This window comes from Olivibacter sp. XZL3, assembly GCF_004368405.1.
Lineage (GTDB): Bacteria > Bacteroidota > Bacteroidia > Sphingobacteriales > Sphingobacteriaceae > Olivibacter.
In genome coordinates, this window is record NZ_SBJH01000008.1 from 70,257 (window position 1) to 88,057 (window position 17,801).

Here is a 17,801-nt window from a genome sequence, read left to right on the forward strand (position 1 = left end):
TAATAAATAAGCTAAGTAAAAAATAAATTTATGTGTGGAATTATTGGTGCATTTGATCTAAAAGTTAAGTCGCAAGACTTGCGTGCCCAAGTGTTGGAAATGTCGAAGAAAATTCGCCATCGGGGGCCTGATTGGTCGGGAATATTCAGCTCAGATAAGGCGATACTAGCGCATGAGCGATTAGCGATCGTAGACCCAAAATCAGGAACGCAACCTTTGTATAGTGAAGACGGAGCGATTGTTCTCGCCGTTAATGGTGAAATATATAATCACCGTTTACTGCGTGATCAGCTTCCAAATTACAATTTTTCCACAAATTCTGACTGCGAAGTTATCTTAGCGCTCTATAAAGAAAAAGGTGCTGACTTCTTGGAAGACCTGAATGGTATTTTTGCATTTGCTCTGTACGATACGGAGAAAGACGTTTATTTAATAGCAAGAGACCATATGGGGATTATCCCATTTTATATGGGATGGGACAAAAGCGGTAATTTTTATGTGTCTTCTGAATTGAAAGCGCTGGAAGGCATTTGTAACCGTATTCAAGAGTTTAAGCCTGGTCATTATATCTACAGTGCGCAGGGACAGGAATTGCAGCGCTGGTACAGAAGAGATTGGGAAAGCTATGAGAACATAGCCGATAATGAATCGGATATAGCGGTTTTACGGAAGGGATTAGAGGATGCTGTACATCGGCAGATGATGTCTGACGTACCTTACGGCGTCTTACTCTCAGGTGGTTTAGATTCGTCTATTATTGCTGCCATTACTAAAAAGTTTGCATCCAAACGGATTGAATCTGACGATACAGAAAACGCTTGGTATCCTTCGCTACATTCTTTTGCTGTAGGGTTAAAGGGATCTCCGGACCTGGTAGCAGCGCAGAAGGCCGCTGAACATATCGGTACCATCCATCACGAGATCCATTTTACCATTCAGGAAGGGCTGGATGCAGTGAGGGATGTAATCTATCATTTGGAGACCTATGACGTTACTACCATTCGTGCGTCTACACCTATGTATTTATTGGCGCGCGTTATTAAATCTATGGGTATAAAAATGGTGTTAAGTGGCGAAGGATCTGACGAACTCTTTGGCGGTTACTTGTATTTCCACAAAGCGCCGAATCCGAAAGAGTTTCACGAAGAAACGGTCCGTAAATTAGGTAAACTTCATTTATACGACTGTCTTCGCGCTAATAAATCGCTAGCGGCCTGGGGAATTGAAGGACGTGTGCCGTTTTTGGATAAGGAATTTATGGATATCGCCATGCGCTTAAATCCTGCGGATAAAATGGCCGGCAATGGCAAAATGGAGAAATGGATTTTACGGAAGGCTTTTGAAGATTATTTGCCAGACAGTATTGCATGGAGACAGAAGGAGCAGTTCTCTGATGGAGTTGGTTATAACTGGATCGATACGCTAAAGGAACAGGCGATGAATGCTGTATCTGATGAAGAGCTTGCAAACGCAAAATACCGTTTCCCTATAAATCCGCCGATGTCGAAAGAAGAATACTTCTACAGAAGTATTTTCAGCGAGCATTTCCCTTCGGATTCAGCTGCAGCCTGTGTGCCATCTGTTAAATCAGTAGCTTGCAGTACACCAGAAGCATTAGCTTGGGATGCTTCTTTTCAACATCTCAATGATCCTTCGGGCAGAGCAGTAGCAAGCGTCCATAACGAAAGTTACAGTAAAGAGAAAGCTGCAGTTTAGTTATTGAGCGGTGGCTATCTTTAAAAAAGTAGTAATAGTCCTCTATTACTACTTTTTTAATTTTTATACGCATGCGTTAAAACGTGGTATGAATGTCAAAGGGCGAAAGTTGATGGAGTAATTTGCCTGTGCGGGCTAATCTGTTTGAGCTGTTTCGTATAGATCATCGATGCTTTTTGCATACATCTTTTCGATCACTTTACGTTTGGCTTTTAGCGTTGGCGTGAGCTCTCCCGCATCAATACTAAAAGGTTTCCTTTTTACTTTAAAAGCGCGGATACGCTCAAATTTAGCAAGCTCGTTCGACAAGCGCTTGATGTCCTGTTCTATCCAGTCGATAATAGCAATATCCTGTATAAAGGGATCTTCTCGGTTAAAGAAACTTTCCCGCAGATTGAAGGTCTCTTTGAGCAACTCTTGGTTCGGGACGATCAGCGCGGTAAGGTATTCCCTGTTGTCGCCCACAAGAAAAATCTGCTCAATACGCTTGCTTTTCAAATAGGTGTTTTCTACCGGCGTCGGATATACGTTTTTCCCAAAGGCATTCACGATCATGTTTTTTAGCCTGTCGGTGATTTTTAAATTTCCCTTATAAAACTTGCCGATGTCTCCTGTGTGAAACCATCCGTCGCTATCTATAACCTGCTTAGTTTCCTCCGGTTTTTTCCAATATCCTTTCATAATGCAATGCCCGCGGATGATGATTTCCCCCTCGGCTGTTTCGAGTGTGGGGTCAAAGCTTTCGTGGCTTTGTATTGTATGTATATTGAGGGTTTCCAGATCCTGAATGGCTATTTCTATTCCTGGAAGTACGCGTCCAACTGTACCGTAAACCTGTCTGTAAAATTCGGTGACGGCAACAACCGGAGAAGTTTCGGTAAGGCCGTAACCTTCCAAAATTTTAATACCGATATTGCCGAAGAATTCGCCTACATTTTGGGGTAATGCCCCGCCTCCGGAAATCATAAATTTAAGGCGTCCACCGGTCTTTTCGTTTATTTTACTAAAGACCAGTTTTTCCGCGATCCTATGTTGTGCGGCTAACATTGACCCCGGCCTTTTGCCAGCTTCTTTTCGCTCCCGATATCGTTTACCAACGCGTATAGCCCAGTTAAAGATAGTGGCTTTAATGCCTCCGGCTTCCGTGCCGTTTTTGATGGCTTTGTCGTGTATCTTTTCCAACAGTCTGGGCACGGCACACATTACCGTCGGCTTCACTTGATACATGTTTTTTGCCAACAGCTCAATACTTTGGGCATAGGCAATTTTTGCGCCAAGTGCTAAGCAGACATGATAAGTCGCCGTGCGTTCGAAAACATGCGATAAAGGGAGAAATGAAAGGAAAAGCTCGTTTTGGTCTACCTCCAAAATTTGATCTAAGCAAGCTCTAACGTTATTAGTAAGATTCGCATGTGTTAGCATGACGCCTTTCGGTATACCGGTTGTACCGCTGGTATAGATCAGGGTGGAAATGTCGGACATCAGAATTCCCTTCCGGGCGCTTGCAATCTCGTTCTTGTAGTTGGCCTGTAAACGCGCGCCTTCCTTGAGTAGCTTTCCAAAGGGAATGACGCCTGCATGTAATGTTAAATGCTGGGTATACTTTTCATATCCGTCGAATGTTGGTATAATCCGGATCAGGTCTTCACAGTGGTTAGCGATCTTAAGTACCTTTCGTAGAAGGAAAGGCGTATTGACGATGATGACGCGCGCTCCGGAATCATTCAAAATGTATTCGGTGTCTGACTCAGGGAGCGTAGGGTATATGGATACATTGACGACACCGATTTGTTGGATCCCCTGATCAAAATAGACGTAATCCGGGCCATTTTCGAGTAACAGCGCCGCGCGATCGCCCTTGTTCAATCCGATAGACAATAAATAAGCCGACACGGCATGGATATTATCTAATGCCGTTCGGTAGGATATCTCTTTCCACTGGTTGTCTTCATGGTGGATAAGGAATGTGTGCGTTTCAGGATGTATATTCTCAACTACGTTCCGAAGCAAATCCGGAACAGTCATATCTTTGGTAATGGGATTCATTTATTCTCGTGAATAATGTTTTACTAAACAGCAAAAGTATAAGTTTATAATAAGACGCAAATGTAGCGAAACATTCATTTTTCAAAGAATAAATTACATGGCAACATCAAGTCATGGAACAATCAGTCATGGAAGAACGGAATTGCTAGCTCTTATAACGGCCTGGGTTCTGATTGACTTCGACTGACCTCGCAGTCTATTTTTTTATAAGAAATGGAGAACGTAGATTCGTTATCTGTGAATTGTCGCCCGGTTTGCGCGTCAATACGAAAAGGCTTTTGCCTCAACTGATCGCCCTGTAAAAGAAACACGGTATGCAGCGTGTCTTGCATCCCCTCTTGGGTAAAGTGCCAAACAACATCTATGGTGTCGCCTCGTTTTATACCGCTAAGGCGACCTGTTCTCCGATCTTTTTCAAAAGGTATCCAATTGTATTTTCCCGTTACCGTATCATTTACAATAGACAAGGTGACAAAGGTAGAATCTTGGGACGACGGTCCTTCTAATCGTAGATAACAAGTTTCATGCGGGTTAGTCGGCGTGTCTTCGATTGCGTCGGCTTGAGAGCGACTTTCTGTAGACTTTTTGTCCGGAGACCCCTGACGGCAAGCAGATAAAAAGCCAACCGCAATAAGAGAAAGCAGAGAGGTCTTTATAATTGATGCGTTCATAAAATTGAAGATGCTTTTGATAATTACACACATAAGGCTGTTTTGTTTGACATCCTGATTACACGGGCTAATAGGTAAAGCTTATCTTTGTTTGACAAACAAACTATGAGGAAAATTAGACAGATAACCTTAGAAATACAAGGCTTGATAGAAAAACAAGCACTTGAGGAGCTTAGGCTACGCATATTTGATTACTTGTTCTACTCGCCAAAATTTCCACTGCGATCGAAGCAACAGGATTTATTGGCGCGCGCGGAGCGGGCGGAGTTTTCTGTTTTCGATCCGTATTTTACCAACAAAAACCTGTCCGTGAAGGGATTCTCTTGGGGGGCTGGCGAGGATCTTATACTACTTACCCATGGTTGGGCATCTAAAGCAGCCGACTTCGATTGCCTTATTGAACGGTTTTTATTGAACCCACGCTATAGGGTAGTAGCATTTGACGCTCCAGGCAACGGTGCGTCAGAAGGCCGTTTGACCAATTTGGCGCTGTACGTGGAAAGCATCCACCAAATGGCAAAGCTTTTGGGCTCGCCAAAAGTGTTAATCGGTCATTCGTTGGGTGCTACGGCTAATGTGATGGCATATAAAGAATTGCCCAAGAAGCCGGCTGTGATGGTCAGCCTGTCTCCCCTGGTAGATCTTGAAAACTATTTTGTAAGCCAAATGACAGCCGTGGGCATTTCCGAAGCGCTACAGGAACGGTTTTTTCAAGATTTTAAGGAGGCTTTTAACATCGAAGTGAATTATTTCAATTTGCACAAACTGTACGATTACTCGGACGTCAATCATTTGCTGTTCTACGATCGCTACGATGAGATTTCGCCGTTCCGCTTCATGAATGATTTTCTAGAAAAACACACAGACATTCAACAGCGCACCTATGACGGGATCGGTCACCACGATATAATTAAGAATGGATCCGTTATCAGTGAGTTATTTACAGAGGTAGATCACAACGTGTTATAAAGATTCATCCAGCGACTGTTTCAGTATTTGAACGGCTTCGGTGAGCTCTTCTGTATTCAGGTTGCCAAAGCCCAACCGCATGGCCGTCGTTAACTCATTTTGGTACAACAGCGTTTGTGGTAGATGCAGGCCATGCTTTAGACAATTTTTGCTGATTCGCATTAAATTTAATTCCCTGTTCCATAAAGACCAAAGTGCCAACCCTCCGGGTGGTGACTTGAAAGAAGCATAACCGCTTAGGTTGCTTTGCAACAAATCGGAAAAATGGGCACATCGCTGCTGATAAACTTTGATGGCCTTTTTTAAATGTCTGTGGACTTCTCCTTCTGTTAGCAGTTCGCCTAAGGCTTGCTCCATCAACATATCACTTTGTCTATCTACAATGCGTCGAAAACGACCGATTTCCTGAATTAAGTCTCGGGGAGCGACGATGTAACCCGTTCTTAACCCTGGCGCAAGTGTTTTGCAGAAAGAACCGATGTATACGACCATACCATGACTATCAGCGCTGGCTAACGGTAAAACCGGACTGCTGTTATAGTGAAAATCGTAATCGTAATCGTCCTCCAAAATGATAAACCCGTATTTATTCGCTAGGTTGAGCAGCTCAATACGTCGCTCCGTACTCATGGTTACTGTGGTAGGGTAGTGGTGGTGGGGTGTAATATACACCATACGTATGCGGTCCTTTTCACAGAGCTCCCGAATGGCTTCTACCGATATACCGTGGCTATCCACCGGCACTTTGTGCATGGCAGCTCCCATCTGCTGGAAAATCATATTGGCAATATAATAGCTGAGATCTCCGACCACAATCCGGTCACCAGGATTTATGAGGACACTCGATGCTAAATAGATTCCCATTTGTATTCCGCGGGTGGTCAGTATATTTTCCTTGGTGATAGGCAAGCCACGCGAATTGTTCAGGTAAAATGCCAAGCTCTCGCGGTAATATTCGTTGCCTTCTACATGCGAATAGCCCAGGTGTCGCACGCTTGTCTTTCTTCTTAAGACACCACCATAGATTTTGGCCAAGCGATCCAAGGGAGCAATCCGCGTGTCGGGTAAGCCATCGCTAAAGGAAAGATGAGCGGGAGAAAGTGCCACCGGATGGTCTAGCAATATTTGTTGCTTGAAATGAAAACCCGTCGTTTTAGGATAGCTGACTAAATAATTACGATCGTACTTTATAGGATCGGGTTTATCATTGCCGAGGCGTTTGCTGATGTAGGTACCTTTATTAGGGACGGTGTGTGTCCACCCTTGCGTATATAGTTCGTCATAAGCGGCAATGATTGTTTTTCTATGTACGCCCAGATCCTCGCTGAGCGACCGGCTACCGGGTAGCCGTGTGTCCGTCACTAAAACGCCTCGCTGAATAGCGTTAATAAGTTGACGTGCAATTTGGAGATATAAGGGCGTACTGGCCTGCTTATTTAATGTGATTAAACTTTTGAAAGGAAGGTTAACCGGACTACTCATGAAGTTGAAACTGGACTATATGTATCGTCCGGCAAGATACTACTTTTGACGGAAATAACAGCGAAGAAGATTTTGTTCTCGTATAAGGAACAAGCGGTAATAATTATCAACATTGAGAAATAATAAGATAAATTAAAATGAGTCAAAAACACACGATTCGTAATGATTGGTCAATTGACGAAGTACGGAAAATTTATAATATGGGATTACTGGCACTAACCCATGAAGCTGCTGATGTTCATCGAACATGGCATGATCCAGCTGCCGTTCAATTGTGCACCTTATTGTCGATAAAAACAGGTGGTTGTCCCGAGGATTGCGCTTATTGCGGTCAAGCTGCAAGGTATCATACTGATATTGAAGTTAAATCGCTTATGCCCGTAGAGGAGGTTTTAGCTTGTGCAAAAAGGGCGAGAGAGGCTGGGTCTACGCGGTTTTGTATGGCAGCAGCATGGCGGGAAGTTAGAGATAACCGCGACTTTGAAAGGGTATTGGAAATGGTTAAAGGGGTAAATGACTTGGGTATGGAGGTTTGCTGCACTTTGGGGATGCTGAGCGCGGAGCAGGCAAAGCGTTTGCGAGAGGCGGGTTTGTCGGCTTATAACCATAATCTCGATTCTTCAAAAGACTATTATCAAAACGTCATAAGTACTCGGACTTTTGATGACCGGCTGCTTACGCTCCAACACGTTCGGCAAGCAGGTATCTCGGTTTGCTGTGGTGGAATTATTGGTCTCGGTGAATCAGAGGACGACCGAATTGCGATGCTCCATAAACTGGCAACCCTGCCTAGTCACCCTGAGTCGGTACCAATCAATGCACTGGCCCGAGTGAATGGAACACCACTCGCAAATTTACCAAAGGTACAGGTATGGGAAATGATACGCATGATTGCTACCGCTCGTATTCTAATGCCGACAACAATGATACGATTGAGCGCAGGTCGGTCTGAGATGTCAACAATAGAGCAGGCATGGTGTTTTATGGCAGGAGCCAATTCGATTTTCACAAGTGAGCAGAGGGAACTGCTCGTTACGCCTAATCCAGACTTGGTAGAAGACAAAGCGATGTTTAGGTTGTTAGGCCTTCGTCCCTTGACCGCCTATTGCATAAAAGATGAGGATATTGATTAATTCACGATGTGATAAGCAATTGTGCACAGAGCTGCGCTATGGGATGCCATAGCGTTTTTTGTTAAATAGTTCTATAAGATATTTAGGGAATTATATAAGGTTTCTTCCTCTTCTTTGTAGAGCTTTGTCTATCAAGATCGCTAAATAAAGAGATATTATTGGACATGATATTATTCGTAAAAAACATGGTATGCAACCGCTGCTTAATGGTAGTGAGGCAAATTCTGGAAGAGCTGAACATCCAGCCATTGTCTGTCTGTTTGGGCGAGGTGGAGCTTGATAAGGAGTTGGATAAGGTACAGTTCCAAAGCCTGAAAGACCGTTTGATAGCCGTTGGCTTTGAACTGTTAGATGACAAAAAGCACAAATTGGTTGAGCGAGCCAAAACCTTATTGATTGAACGAATACACCATGTGGACGAAGTCAATATGAAGGTGAACTTTTCGGTCTTTCTTCAACAAGAGCTTGCTATCGATTACAATTATCTCAGTACACTATTCTCGCAAACAGAAGGAGTTACGATTGAACAATTCATTATTTTACAACGCATTGAGCGCGCTAAGGAGCTGCTCGTATACAACGAGCTTACTCTGAGTGAAATAGCTTATAAGTTGGGTTATAGCAGTGTACAGCATTTATCTATGCAGTTTAAGAAAATTACGGGGCTGACACCCTCTCATTTCAAACAGGTTAAAGAACGGAAACGAAAGCCCTTAGACAACTTGTAGGACAGAAGATTATATACAAGATGTCGACAATTGTATAAGGAACCAAGGGGAGCGGTGGAGTACTTTTGTATTATAAAATGAAAGTACCATGGAGTCGATCCCGTTAAACGCAGACTTTTCGCCAGAAGCTGCGAAAGATAGAAAAATTAAACGTTCTTTTCCCGTATTGGGCATGACCTGTACCGCTTGCTCGGCCAGTGTCGAATCCATATTGAAGCGCGTGAAAGGTGTACATGACGTATCGGTAAATTATGCAAATCAATCCGCCACCATAAGGTACGATGCAGTCCTGCCAGCGGAAGAACTACAGCAGACAGTTCGTTCCATTGGTTATGATTTGATTATAGAAGAGGAGCAAGCCTTTGAAGAACAGCACCTCGAGCAAAAAAAATACTATAAGGCCTTAAAAAACAGGGCTGTCGCGGCAGTGATTTTGTCAATTCCCGTCGTAATCATTGGCATGTTCTTTATGGATATGCCGTACGCCAATTGGATTATGTTGATCCTTTCAACACCCGTCGTATTTTTTATAGGTAAAGGTTTTTTTATCCAAGCCTTTAAACAAGCAATGCATAGAAAGGCCTCGATGGATACCTTGGTAGCTTTAAGTACGGGGGTTGCCTTTTTATTTAGTTTGTTCAACACGGCCTTTCCTTTTTTCTGGCATAGGCAGGGTTTGCCTGCACATGTATACTATGAAGCTGCAACAGTTATTATCGCGTTTATTCTCTTAGGTAAGTTGTTGGAAGAACGAGCTAAATCCAGCACCTCCTTCGCTCTTAAAAAATTGATAGGAATGCAACCCAGGATTGTGCGGGTTTTGAAGGAGGGCATTGAGCAGAATATTCCTGTGGGGAACTTGGTGACCGGTGATGTGGTTGTCGTGAGACCAGGTGAACGTATACCGGTTGATGGGACCTTGCTTAGTGGCAGCTCCTTCGTTGACGAAAGCACGATAAGTGGAGAGCCCGTTCCACTGGAAAAGCGCGAAGGCGACGCCTTATTTGCCGGTACGATTAATCAAAAAGGGAGCTTCCATTTTTTGGCTGAAAAGGTAGGTGATGATACGGTGCTTGCGCATATTATACGAGTCGTAAAAGAAGCGCAGGAAAGTAAGGCGCCCGTGCAAAAGTTAGTCGATAAAATCGCGGGCGTATTCGTTCCCATCGTCTTAGTCATTGCTTTGTTAACATTTGTTAGCTGGCTGGTATTGGATGGGCGGAACGCTTTAACACACGCGTTACTGACAACGATAACCGTACTGGTTATTGCCTGTCCCTGCGCGCTGGGTCTGGCTATACCAACCGCTGTTGTGGTGAGCGTAGGAAAAGGGGCCGAAAATAATATATTAATCAAGGATGCAGACAGCTTGGAGTGCCTCGCAAAGGTGGATGTTATGGTGCTTGATAAAACAGGAACGATTACAAAAGGACAAGCCATTGTAATGGACTTTGAATGGTTCGTGCCTGAAGAGGATATGTCTTATCTCGCCACTATATTGAACCAAATGGAGAGTCAATCAGAACATCCCTTGGCAGCCGCCGTACAGGATGCGCTGCAAAAATATGCTCACCCCATTCATTTAGATTCCTTTAAAAGTATTCCAGGTAGAGGTGTTGTGGCGACCTTTGAAGATAGAACCTACCTAATAGGCAATGAGCGTTTACTTGAAGAATACGATACACCCTTAACCGGAAAGGCTTTGAGCATTGCCGATCAATTACACGAAAAGGCTAAAACGTGGGTGTTTTTTGCGCGGCCTGGCGAAATACTGGCAAGGATCGCTATTGTGGACGAAGTAAGGAATCAGGCAGCAAATGCAATCGAAGCAATAAAAAAGCGGGGGATAATAACTTATATGCTTACGGGCGACAACGAACCTACGGCTGCTGCCGTGGCGAATCAGGTCGGACTGCATGCATTTAAAGCCTCGATGTTACCTGCGGATAAGGCCGCATTTGTAAAGAACTTACAAGAGCATGGACATGTGGTCGCCATGGTAGGCGACGGTGTGAATGATAGCGAAGCCTTGGCGCTTGCGGACGTCGGTATTGCGATGGGCAAAGGCGCTGATATTACTATGGACGTAGCAAAAATAGTCTTAACAACATCTGAGTTAGACGCGTTACCTAAGGCTGTTAAGCTAGCTAAACATGCTGCAGGTATCATTAGGCAGAACCTCTTTTGGGCTTTTTTTTACAACTTGATTGGTATACCGGTCGCTGCCGGGCTCTTGTATCCCTTGAACGGCTTCTTATTAGATCCGATGATCGCAGGCGCGGCGATGGCATTAAGCTCTGTTTCGGTTGTATCAAACAGCCTGCGATTGAAATGGACGAGACTTTGATGAGCGAAGATGACAATGTATTCTTAATAAATTTATGAAAACTTTAACATTCAAAACAAACATTAAATGTGCTGGCTGTATAGAAAAGATAAAACCTGCGTTGGATCAACTAATAGGCGTTACCCATTGGGATGTAGATTTAGAGAAAGCAGATAAAGTGCTCACTGTTCGTGAAACACAACAAATCGTCGGTGCACAGCAAATAATAGACGTCTTGGAAAAGTTGGGCTATAACGCAGACGATAAGTCTTCATCCGGCAATACAACAATTCCCTCGAGCGTAAATTCGTCTTCATGCAATAGCAATTCCTCTATTGCCAAAACGTTGTCCTCGTGTAAAGGGGCCTCTTGTGCATTGCCTTTTAATTCCTCTATGGGGTAGTTTGAAATAGCAAAAACCGGGATGTTATTCCGCTTAGCCTTTGGAATTAACGCGGTATACCCATTGAGCTTGAGCCTCCTGAGCAAGTCTATGCTAAGTGATTGTTCCATATGTGGTTTTTTCTGAAAACGTCTATATTCAATGACCATCAAAAACTTTCATGGGTCTTTATTGCTCTTGCCAAAAGATTCATGAAGGTTTTTACTATATTAACCGTGGAAAAAGTAAAATGTTTGGTTCAATACGCGAAGAGATGAATGCTTATGAGGAAAAGGCCCATGGCGAGATGGACGCCTGGAAGCGCAGTATGATGAAGAATCCTTCTATTGGCGGCTCGCTGGCAAAGGGAGTACAAACGAAGTTGAATGGGTTCATTCCCGAGAAAGTCCACCGTGTAATCACTTTAACCATAGAGAAGATGGTGAAAGCGGTGCTGTTCGGATCTACATATGTAAGCAGTGCCCAAAAGAGAGAAGGCTCATTACAGCTACGGGAGGCCTATGTAAAGCGAGTGAGCAGGCATTATCAGCAGGTGGCAACGCTAGAGGGAGCGGTAACGGGAGCTGGAGGTATATTGATGGGCTTCGCCGATTTCCCGGCCTTTTTAGCCATAAAGATAAAGCTGTTATTTGAGATAGCTGCGATTTACGGCTACGATGTACGAGACTATAAAGAACGACTTTTTATTTTATATGTTTTTAAAATAGCTTTCTGTAGTCAGCAAAAACGGAAAGACGTTTTAGCCCATATGGAAAACTGGTCGCAATTTATTCAAACGCTCCCTGAAGATGTAGATCATTTTGATTGGCGGGACTTTCAGCAAGAGTACCGCGATTATATCGATTTGGCAAAGATGGCGCAATTGCTTCCCGTTATCGGTGCAGTCGTCGGAGCGGTTGCGAACCATAAACTCACTGCTCAGCTAAGACTAATGGCAATGAATAGTTATCGTTTACGCTATTTTAACCATAAGATGGATGCAAAGCGTTAGCGTTTGCTGCTTACTAAATAGGTGAGCAGCCCAATGATTACAACACCCAAAGCCGATTCAGCCGAATGGAAGAACATCAGATATAACAAAAGGGTAATTACAAGGAGGAAGCACATAAAAAGCGTCCCCCGCTTTAAGCCCATACCTATCGCCACAATAAAAGCCAAGAAATAAATGGGTAAAGCAATCCAAAAAACAATCATGAACTAAAAATAAATAGTCAATGTAACGACTACATTAACTACGTATTAAGAGATATTCAGGACGGCGTTGGTACTTCCCATGGGCACGTTTCTTGCATCTGCGTTAGCTTGGCTTCGTCCGTTAAATCAAGTCGCAAAGGCGTAACGGAAGTATAGTCGTTTTCCACCGCCCAACGATCCGTTCCTTTTTCAGCAGGTTCTAAAGGCGTGACAGTGAACCAATAGTGTTTCCTTCCCATTGGGTCGGTGCCCGGAATAATCGTCCCGTCGTAAAGTCGCACCGATTGTTTTGTCCATGCGATGCCCCGAGGATTGCTCGGGAAGTTTACATTATAAAGACTTAAGCTAGTCTGTTTTAGTAACTGCTCGAGCACTTGATGTACATGCGGCGCTAATAGCTCAAAGTCTGGCTCAGATTTCCCTACAGGAGTACTCAGCGCAATTCCTTTGACTCCCAATAAAACAGCTTGTTTAGCAGCTGCTAAGGTGCCGGAATGCCACATAGAGTTCCCCAAGTTAGGCCCCATATTGATTCCAGATAAAACGACGTCAATATGGTGGTATAGGTGAGTTCCGAGGGCAACGCAGTCCGCTGGGGTACCATTAACTCGATACGCGTTCATGCCTGGAAATTCAATAGGCGATTTCCTATAAGATAGTGGTCTTGAATGTGTCACGGCGTGTCCCATAGATGATTGTTCTACATCCGGTGCTACTACTGTTACTTCTCCAAAGTCTGACGCGATTTTGGCTAATGCTGCAATACCTGGGCTATAGATCCCATCGTCGTTCGTTACTAAAATTCTCATAGTTAAATTCTCTTGTGTTCTTATTAGCAAACATCTAACGCTCTTTAATGTTTTCAGAATGTGCGCTTGATGCACTTGCGACTGTATGAAGGAAACGATATTGATTCTGCATAATCCCAAAGCGGGAGATAAAGACCATCAGAAAAACGAGTTAGTTAATACTGTAAAGAAAGCCGGATATTCGTGTATTTACAGTTCGATCAGACAAAGAAAGTGGCAAATTGATCCGTCGGTTGATATGATCCTAATTGCAGGAGGAGATGGCACAGTGCGAAAGGTAGTGAACGTATTGCTAAAAAGAACCCTATTGGATAAAAAGCTATTGGTAAGCGTTCTGCCAATGGGGACTGCCAACAACATAGCGTTAACCCTAAGAAGTCCGGATAACTTAAAAGATTTGCTGAGCCGTTTGAAGCGTAAAAAGGTAAAAAAGGTAGACGTCGGATCCGTGCGCATCGGGTCGGATGGTAATTTCTTTTTGGAGAGTTTGGGTGTGGGATTGCTGCCTAAACTTATGAAGGAAATGGGGAAGATAAAAACAGACAACCTGCAGGGCAGGGGCGAGGAAATCCGTTTAGCTTTACATACGCTATTGGCGGTCAGCCTTAATTACGACGCGAGGCAGGCCTGCATTATAGTCGATAATAAGAAAATAGAAGGCAAGTTTCTTTTTATCGAAGTGCTCAATATCTGTTCAATAGGGCCCAATTTGAAGCTTGCTCCTGACGCAGACATAACTGACGGGATTTTCGAAGTAGCATTGTTGAGAGAAGACCAAAGAGAGCTGTTTATCGAATATGTGAAGAATCTCGCCTTTGGAAAAGAGGGGGAGGGGCCTTGGCAAATACTGCAAGGGAGGGAGATTCAGATACAATGGGATGGCAGTGCGGTGCATGTAGATGATGAAACGATCCTTTTGAAAGACAAAACGAACCTCTCCATAGAGGTTCGTTCCCAGACCATAGATTTTGTGGTGTGAAGGCTATGTAGCGGATCGATGCGGCCTAAGACACTTGCCTTAGAGATGATAACCTTGGCTGTTCATTTCTGAAGCTTTGAACAAGGTGTATCTTTCTTGCTCCAGGGGGTAGTCCCAGCAGCCCATACGATGGTGCAATTCACCGCCGAAACCGGATTTAAACTTAAATAAGCCGTACATCGGGTGCGAGTGGTCCGGACGCGGTGATACACCAAAAAAGTCGTATTCTTCGCAACCTCTATTTCGTGCAATTTGCATTGCTTTCCATTGTAAAGAATAAGTGGCCATGTAATTGCGTTTTACCGAGGAGGAGGCGCCGTATAAATAGGTGCCCCGCTTATTGCTTATTACTAAAAACATCGCCGCTAAAGGGGTGTTATCGGCTTCAGCAATGAGCAATTTTACTTCGGCCGGCGATGCGCTGTCTTCAGCTTTTGCTCTTAATACCGAACGGAAATATTCAATGCTATTTAAATGGATATTATTTCTAACAGCCGTTTCGCAATAGAGCATATACCAAATATGCAGTTCTTCGAGCCCTACCTCACGTACGCGAACCCCTTTTCTCATTGATAAGTTAATGTTGTAACGCGTTTTAGGTTTCATTGCGCTCAATAATGAGCTCGGTTCCTTTCGGAGATTAAGAAAGATTGTATTCGAAGGCAAAATGTCGGAGTTAGCCTTTTTGAGGTTCCAATGTTTTGTACTTATATTCAGCCTAAATTCCTGATATTTCTTTTCCGGAGGGCCATTCCAGTTACCCAGCTTGTCAAAACGCGTCGGATCGGTAGCCCATTGTGATTCCCAAGCGAGATCATAACGAATCATAATACATTTTTTCGGTAGAAGAGGCCGTAATGACTCGGAAAATTCTTCCAAAAATTTACCTTGATTTTCTTCATCTGGTTCTATTTCCGGTCCATACGGAATATAGGCGATTGTATGTTCTCGGTCTATTGGCTGTAGTAAAATAAGAACATCGCTTTCTATGTAACTTGACTTCCCAAGGGTTGAATTATTAAAAACGGAAGGCTTCCTTACTTTGAAGTTAATCGCTAGACTATCTATTCCTTGTTGTTGTTTGACTTCCGACCAAAAAGCTGTTTGTTGAACGATAGAGGTTTTAAATACGTGTTTGATGTCTTTCTTTTCCAGTTCAAATACCATTACTTTTTAATTTCTTTTATCTCATGATCGCCAATTTCGACAAGCCTTTCTTTATAAAGGGCACCTATTGCTTTCTTAAAAGCCTTTTTGCTCATCTTCAGCGCTTTATAAACTTCGTCCGGAGAGCTTTTGTCCCCCAACTTAAGTTTGCCATTTTGCTTTTTCAGTAAATCGAGAATTACCTCTTTGCTATCAAGGATATGGCTATATCCGGCCGGCTGTAAGGACAAATCTATTTTTCCGTCGGGATATACTTTTTTAACCCAGCCTTTCTGCTTATTTCCAATGCGCAAATTTTCGAATATCTCATTGGTGTATAGTAGCCCTATGTGGCGATTATTGATAATGGCGTTGTATCCTAGATCGGTCTCTTCGGCAATAATCAAATCGACTTCATCACCTGCCTCCACGCTTATTTCTTCCCGGTCCACGTGTTTATTAAGTTTTGAGGAGCCCACCATATGGTTGTTTACAGGATCCAGATAAATGTAAACAAGGTAACTCTTTCCCTTAACCATTGGCCATCTTTGCTCTTTTTTCGGAACAAAAAGATCCTTTTCAATTCCTAAATCCATAAAAACGCCGTTACCCGCCTCTGCTACCACTTTTAATAAAGCATAGTCGCCAACCGTGGCATAGGGCTTCTTCGTGGTTGCGGTTAATACTCCCTGCTTATTGGTATAGACGAATACGGTTACTTCTTCTGCATCTTTGGGAAGGGGCGATGAAATGTTCGTATGCGGCAAAGCGACAGTGGTCGACTCGTTATCCGAAAGGGTATATTGTAAATGATCAGAATGTATAATCTTAAGGGTATTTAGTTTTCCAACGTTTATCATAGTGACGAAATTTTAAGTCTGGATCGGCAAAGGTACTAATTTTAGATTTAGGACTGTCGTTTACTATCTCCATACCCTTAAGCCATTTATTCGTCGGAACAGGTGGCCCTTACTATATACCCGATTTATTGAAGCTTGTAGGCTATTATTTGATTCTTAAAAAACGTGGGAAGATATAGCAAGCGAGATTCGCTGTCGAAAGCGAAGTCTGCCGTATTCATTTTTTCGGCTTTACTATCAAGAAGTGTAGTAACCTTTCCATCCTTCGTAACATAATAGAGGACGCCGCCCCAGGCGCTCACTATAAAATTGTCGCCGTCTTTTTGTAGCCCGTCTGTCGACTTGTCCATGTCCTCCGCAATTTTGCTGACCTTTTTTTTGTTATCGAGAAGGAAAAGTGAGCCGCTGTCTAAAAAATATAAACCGTTTTTTTCGGCCAATAGCCCGTTTGGATTTATTAAATCGCCTAGGAAGACAGTTAAATTTCCGTTTATATAGCTATAGATCTTTCCTCCTTTGGAATCGGATACGTAGACGTTTCCCTTATGGTCGATAGTTACATCGTTTAGCATGCCTACCGCGGGAACCGAGATTTTTTTTAGTATTTTTTTGTTCGGTACATCGATGATTACCAATTCTTTTAGGTCGGCAACATAAAGTGTGTCTTTATATATTCCGATACCTTTCGGTGCGTTTAATCCGCTTATCCATTGCTTATCAAGGATCTTGCCTTGCTTATTAAGCAACGCGATAGATCCGTTGCCATCAATACTTGTATGGTCGCCCGGGCCGATCAAACTCGTATATAATATACCGCTTCCCTTTGTTATCAAGACAGACTCAGGGACATCTAAATGTTCCGTGCGCCATTGCTCCGTTAAACGAGGTTGGGCAAATAAGTAGGGACTGACGAGCAAAAAACAGATAAGGCTAAAGGACGTTTTTATCATAACAATTGTCTCTATTGGTAAGCGCTTAACAAACTTAATGATTTTTTGTAATAGATGCAATCAGCATCCTGTTTCAGCAATTGGTTAGCCGCTTAGTTGATAAATTTAACGATCCGAATGACCGAGATCTTTTTCTGGGTTTACATGGTCTCTGATGATTTGCTTCAGCGTTTTTATCTCTGGAAACCCACCGGCGCGTTTCCTGTCGAAAATCTCTTTATCGTTAATTCGTATTGTATATCTTCCGTTAGTCTCGCTCGGCTGAAGCAGCACACCAGCCACCTCTCCGGTAAAAGTTGTAAGGATTTCCTGCGCCATATAAGCGGCTCTCAACAGCCATCCGCATTTGGGGCAATATTCAATGGTTATCGTGGGTTTCATGTCGTCCG

General features: G+C 43.3%; 17 protein-coding genes and 1 pseudogene. 8 read left to right on the forward strand and 10 right to left on the reverse strand.

All coding sequences use genetic code 11. The features are described 5' to 3' along the window. Window positions 1-30 precede the first annotated feature (30 nt). The gene (gene asnB / locus EPX21_RS02720) at window positions 31-1,716 is read left to right on the forward strand and encodes an asparagine synthase B (protein ID WP_134088151.1); all 1,686 of its coding nucleotides are present in this window, start codon (window positions 31-33) and stop codon (window positions 1,714-1,716) included. Window positions 1,717-1,851: 135 nt separating this feature from the next. Here the strand turns inward: asnB and EPX21_RS02725 are convergent, their stop codons facing one another. Beyond that, on the reverse strand, window positions 1,852-3,762 hold the full coding sequence (locus tag EPX21_RS02725; protein ID WP_134088152.1) for a long-chain fatty acid--CoA ligase: 1,911 nt from the start codon (window positions 3,760-3,762) through the stop codon (window positions 1,852-1,854). Window positions 3,763-3,914: 152 nt separating this feature from the next. Beyond that, complete coding sequence (locus EPX21_RS02730; RefSeq protein ID WP_134088153.1) at window positions 3,915-4,433, reverse strand: hypothetical protein; 519 nt, start codon at window positions 4,431-4,433, stop codon at window positions 3,915-3,917. Window positions 4,434-4,538: 105 nt separating this feature from the next. Here EPX21_RS02730 and EPX21_RS02735 point away from each other — a divergent pair, with 105 nt between their 5' ends. Next, the gene (locus tag EPX21_RS02735) at window positions 4,539-5,402 is read left to right on the forward strand and encodes an alpha/beta fold hydrolase (RefSeq protein WP_134088154.1); all 864 of its coding nucleotides are present in this window, start codon (window positions 4,539-4,541) and stop codon (window positions 5,400-5,402) included. On the opposite strand, the gene EPX21_RS02740 is transcribed toward EPX21_RS02735, so the two are convergent. Next, window positions 5,397-6,884, reverse strand: coding sequence for a PLP-dependent aminotransferase family protein (locus EPX21_RS02740; protein WP_134088155.1), 1,488 nt, complete (start codon window positions 6,882-6,884; stop codon window positions 5,397-5,399). The two genes, EPX21_RS02735 and EPX21_RS02740, sit on opposite strands and share 6 nt — an antisense overlap. Window positions 6,885-7,021: 137 nt before the next feature. Here EPX21_RS02740 and bioB point away from each other — a divergent pair, with 137 nt between their 5' ends. The 4 genes and pseudogenes from bioB to EPX21_RS23015 all read left to right on the forward strand — a co-directional run. Then, window positions 7,022-8,017, forward strand: coding sequence for a biotin synthase BioB (bioB, locus tag EPX21_RS02745; protein ID WP_134088156.1), 996 nt, complete (start codon window positions 7,022-7,024; stop codon window positions 8,015-8,017). 164 nt (window positions 8,018-8,181) lie between these two features. Further along, on the forward strand, window positions 8,182-8,745 hold the full coding sequence (locus EPX21_RS02750; RefSeq protein ID WP_134088157.1) for an AraC family transcriptional regulator: 564 nt from the start codon (window positions 8,182-8,184) through the stop codon (window positions 8,743-8,745). An 88-nt stretch (window positions 8,746-8,833) separates the two neighbouring features. Continuing rightward, the gene (locus EPX21_RS02755) at window positions 8,834-11,092 is read left to right on the forward strand and encodes a cation-translocating P-type ATPase (protein ID WP_134088158.1); all 2,259 of its coding nucleotides are present in this window, start codon (window positions 8,834-8,836) and stop codon (window positions 11,090-11,092) included. A 34-nt stretch (window positions 11,093-11,126) separates the two neighbouring features. Then, window positions 11,127-11,264, forward strand: a pseudogene (locus EPX21_RS23015) (heavy-metal-associated domain-containing protein); the annotation flags it as partial. Window positions 11,265-11,320: 56 nt separating this feature from the next. Here the strand turns inward: EPX21_RS23015 and EPX21_RS23020 are convergent. Continuing rightward, window positions 11,321-11,584, reverse strand: coding sequence for a hypothetical protein (locus EPX21_RS23020; RefSeq protein ID WP_240768501.1), 264 nt, complete (start codon window positions 11,582-11,584; stop codon window positions 11,321-11,323). A gap of 119 nt (window positions 11,585-11,703) precedes the next feature. On the opposite strand from EPX21_RS23020, the gene EPX21_RS02765 reads away from it, so the two are divergent. After that, a complete protein-coding gene (locus EPX21_RS02765; protein WP_240768490.1) occupies window positions 11,704-12,465 on the forward strand; it encodes an EcsC family protein in 762 nt (253 codons plus the stop codon). Here the strand turns inward: EPX21_RS02765 and EPX21_RS02770 are convergent. Together EPX21_RS02770 and surE are read right to left on the reverse strand one after the other, a co-directional pair. Beyond that, entirely contained in the window at window positions 12,462-12,668 is a 207-nt protein-coding gene (locus tag EPX21_RS02770) for a hypothetical protein (RefSeq protein WP_134088160.1), read from the reverse strand. The two genes, EPX21_RS02765 and EPX21_RS02770, sit on opposite strands and share 4 nt — an antisense overlap. A gap of 56 nt (window positions 12,669-12,724) precedes the next feature. After that, a complete protein-coding gene (gene surE, locus EPX21_RS02775; protein ID WP_134088161.1) occupies window positions 12,725-13,477 on the reverse strand; it encodes a 5'/3'-nucleotidase SurE in 753 nt (250 codons plus the stop codon). A gap of 85 nt (window positions 13,478-13,562) precedes the next feature. Here surE and EPX21_RS02780 point away from each other — a divergent pair, with 85 nt between their 5' ends. After that, window positions 13,563-14,456 carry a diacylglycerol kinase family protein gene (locus EPX21_RS02780; protein ID WP_134088162.1) on the forward strand — a complete coding sequence of 298 codons (894 nt, stop codon included), beginning with the start codon at window positions 13,563-13,565 and terminating at the stop codon, window positions 14,454-14,456. A gap of 39 nt (window positions 14,457-14,495) precedes the next feature. On the opposite strand, the gene EPX21_RS02785 is transcribed toward EPX21_RS02780, so the two are convergent. The 4 genes from EPX21_RS02785 to EPX21_RS02800 form a co-directional block, all read right to left on the reverse strand. Beyond that, a complete protein-coding gene (locus EPX21_RS02785) occupies window positions 14,496-15,623 on the reverse strand; it encodes a peptidoglycan bridge formation glycyltransferase FemA/FemB family protein (RefSeq protein WP_134088163.1) in 1,128 nt (375 codons plus the stop codon). Beyond that, complete coding sequence (locus EPX21_RS02790; RefSeq protein ID WP_134088164.1) at window positions 15,623-16,462, reverse strand: S1 RNA-binding domain-containing protein; 840 nt, start codon at window positions 16,460-16,462, stop codon at window positions 15,623-15,625. Before EPX21_RS02790 ends, EPX21_RS02785 begins: the two co-directional genes overlap by 1 nt. A gap of 125 nt (window positions 16,463-16,587) precedes the next feature. Then, window positions 16,588-17,412: an SMP-30/gluconolactonase/LRE family protein gene (locus EPX21_RS02795; RefSeq protein WP_134088165.1), complete on the reverse strand. Its 825-nt coding sequence runs from the start codon at window positions 17,410-17,412 to the stop codon at window positions 16,588-16,590. A gap of 105 nt (window positions 17,413-17,517) precedes the next feature. Then, window positions 17,518-17,793, reverse strand: a complete 276-nt coding sequence (locus EPX21_RS02800) for a SelT/SelW/SelH family protein (protein ID WP_134088166.1) — start codon at window positions 17,791-17,793, stop codon at window positions 17,518-17,520. Between the last annotated feature and the right edge of the window lie 8 nt (window positions 17,794-17,801).

Excerpts from the sequence above, each read along its gene's own strand:
- EPX21_RS02790 (WP_134088164.1), bottom strand. The coding sequence starts at position 16,462 with ATGATAAACGTTGGAAAACTAAATACCCTTAAGATTATACATTCTGAT.
- surE (WP_134088161.1), bottom strand. The coding sequence starts at position 13,477 with ATGAGAATTTTAGTAACGAACGACGATGGGATCTATAGCCCAGGTATT.
- EPX21_RS02740 (WP_134088155.1), bottom strand. The coding sequence starts at position 6,884 with ATGAGTAGTCCGGTTAACCTTCCTTTCAAAAGTTTAATCACATTAAAT.
- EPX21_RS02765 (WP_240768490.1), top strand. The coding sequence starts at position 11,704 with ATGTTTGGTTCAATACGCGAAGAGATGAATGCTTATGAGGAAAAGGCC.
- EPX21_RS02795 (WP_134088165.1), bottom strand. The coding sequence starts at position 17,412 with ATGATAAAAACGTCCTTTAGCCTTATCTGTTTTTTGCTCGTCAGTCCC.
- EPX21_RS02725 (WP_134088152.1), bottom strand. The coding sequence starts at position 3,762 with ATGAATCCCATTACCAAAGATATGACTGTTCCGGATTTGCTTCGGAAC.
- asnB (WP_134088151.1), top strand. The coding sequence starts at position 31 with ATGTGTGGAATTATTGGTGCATTTGATCTAAAAGTTAAGTCGCAAGAC.
- EPX21_RS02730 (WP_134088153.1), bottom strand. The coding sequence starts at position 4,433 with ATGAACGCATCAATTATAAAGACCTCTCTGCTTTCTCTTATTGCGGTT.
- EPX21_RS02750 (WP_134088157.1), top strand. The coding sequence starts at position 8,182 with ATGATATTATTCGTAAAAAACATGGTATGCAACCGCTGCTTAATGGTA.
- EPX21_RS02800 (WP_134088166.1), bottom strand. The coding sequence starts at position 17,793 with ATGAAACCCACGATAACCATTGAATATTGCCCCAAATGCGGATGGCTG.
- EPX21_RS23020 (WP_240768501.1), bottom strand. The coding sequence starts at position 11,584 with ATGGAACAATCACTTAGCATAGACTTGCTCAGGAGGCTCAAGCTCAAT.
- EPX21_RS02780 (WP_134088162.1), top strand. The coding sequence starts at position 13,563 with ATGAAGGAAACGATATTGATTCTGCATAATCCCAAAGCGGGAGATAAA.
- bioB (WP_134088156.1), top strand. The coding sequence starts at position 7,022 with ATGAGTCAAAAACACACGATTCGTAATGATTGGTCAATTGACGAAGTA.
- EPX21_RS02735 (WP_134088154.1), top strand. The coding sequence starts at position 4,539 with ATGAGGAAAATTAGACAGATAACCTTAGAAATACAAGGCTTGATAGAA.
- EPX21_RS02755 (WP_134088158.1), top strand. The coding sequence starts at position 8,834 with ATGGAGTCGATCCCGTTAAACGCAGACTTTTCGCCAGAAGCTGCGAAA.
- EPX21_RS02770 (WP_134088160.1), bottom strand. The coding sequence starts at position 12,668 with ATGATTGTTTTTTGGATTGCTTTACCCATTTATTTCTTGGCTTTTATT.
- EPX21_RS02785 (WP_134088163.1), bottom strand. The coding sequence starts at position 15,623 with ATGGTATTTGAACTGGAAAAGAAAGACATCAAACACGTATTTAAAACC.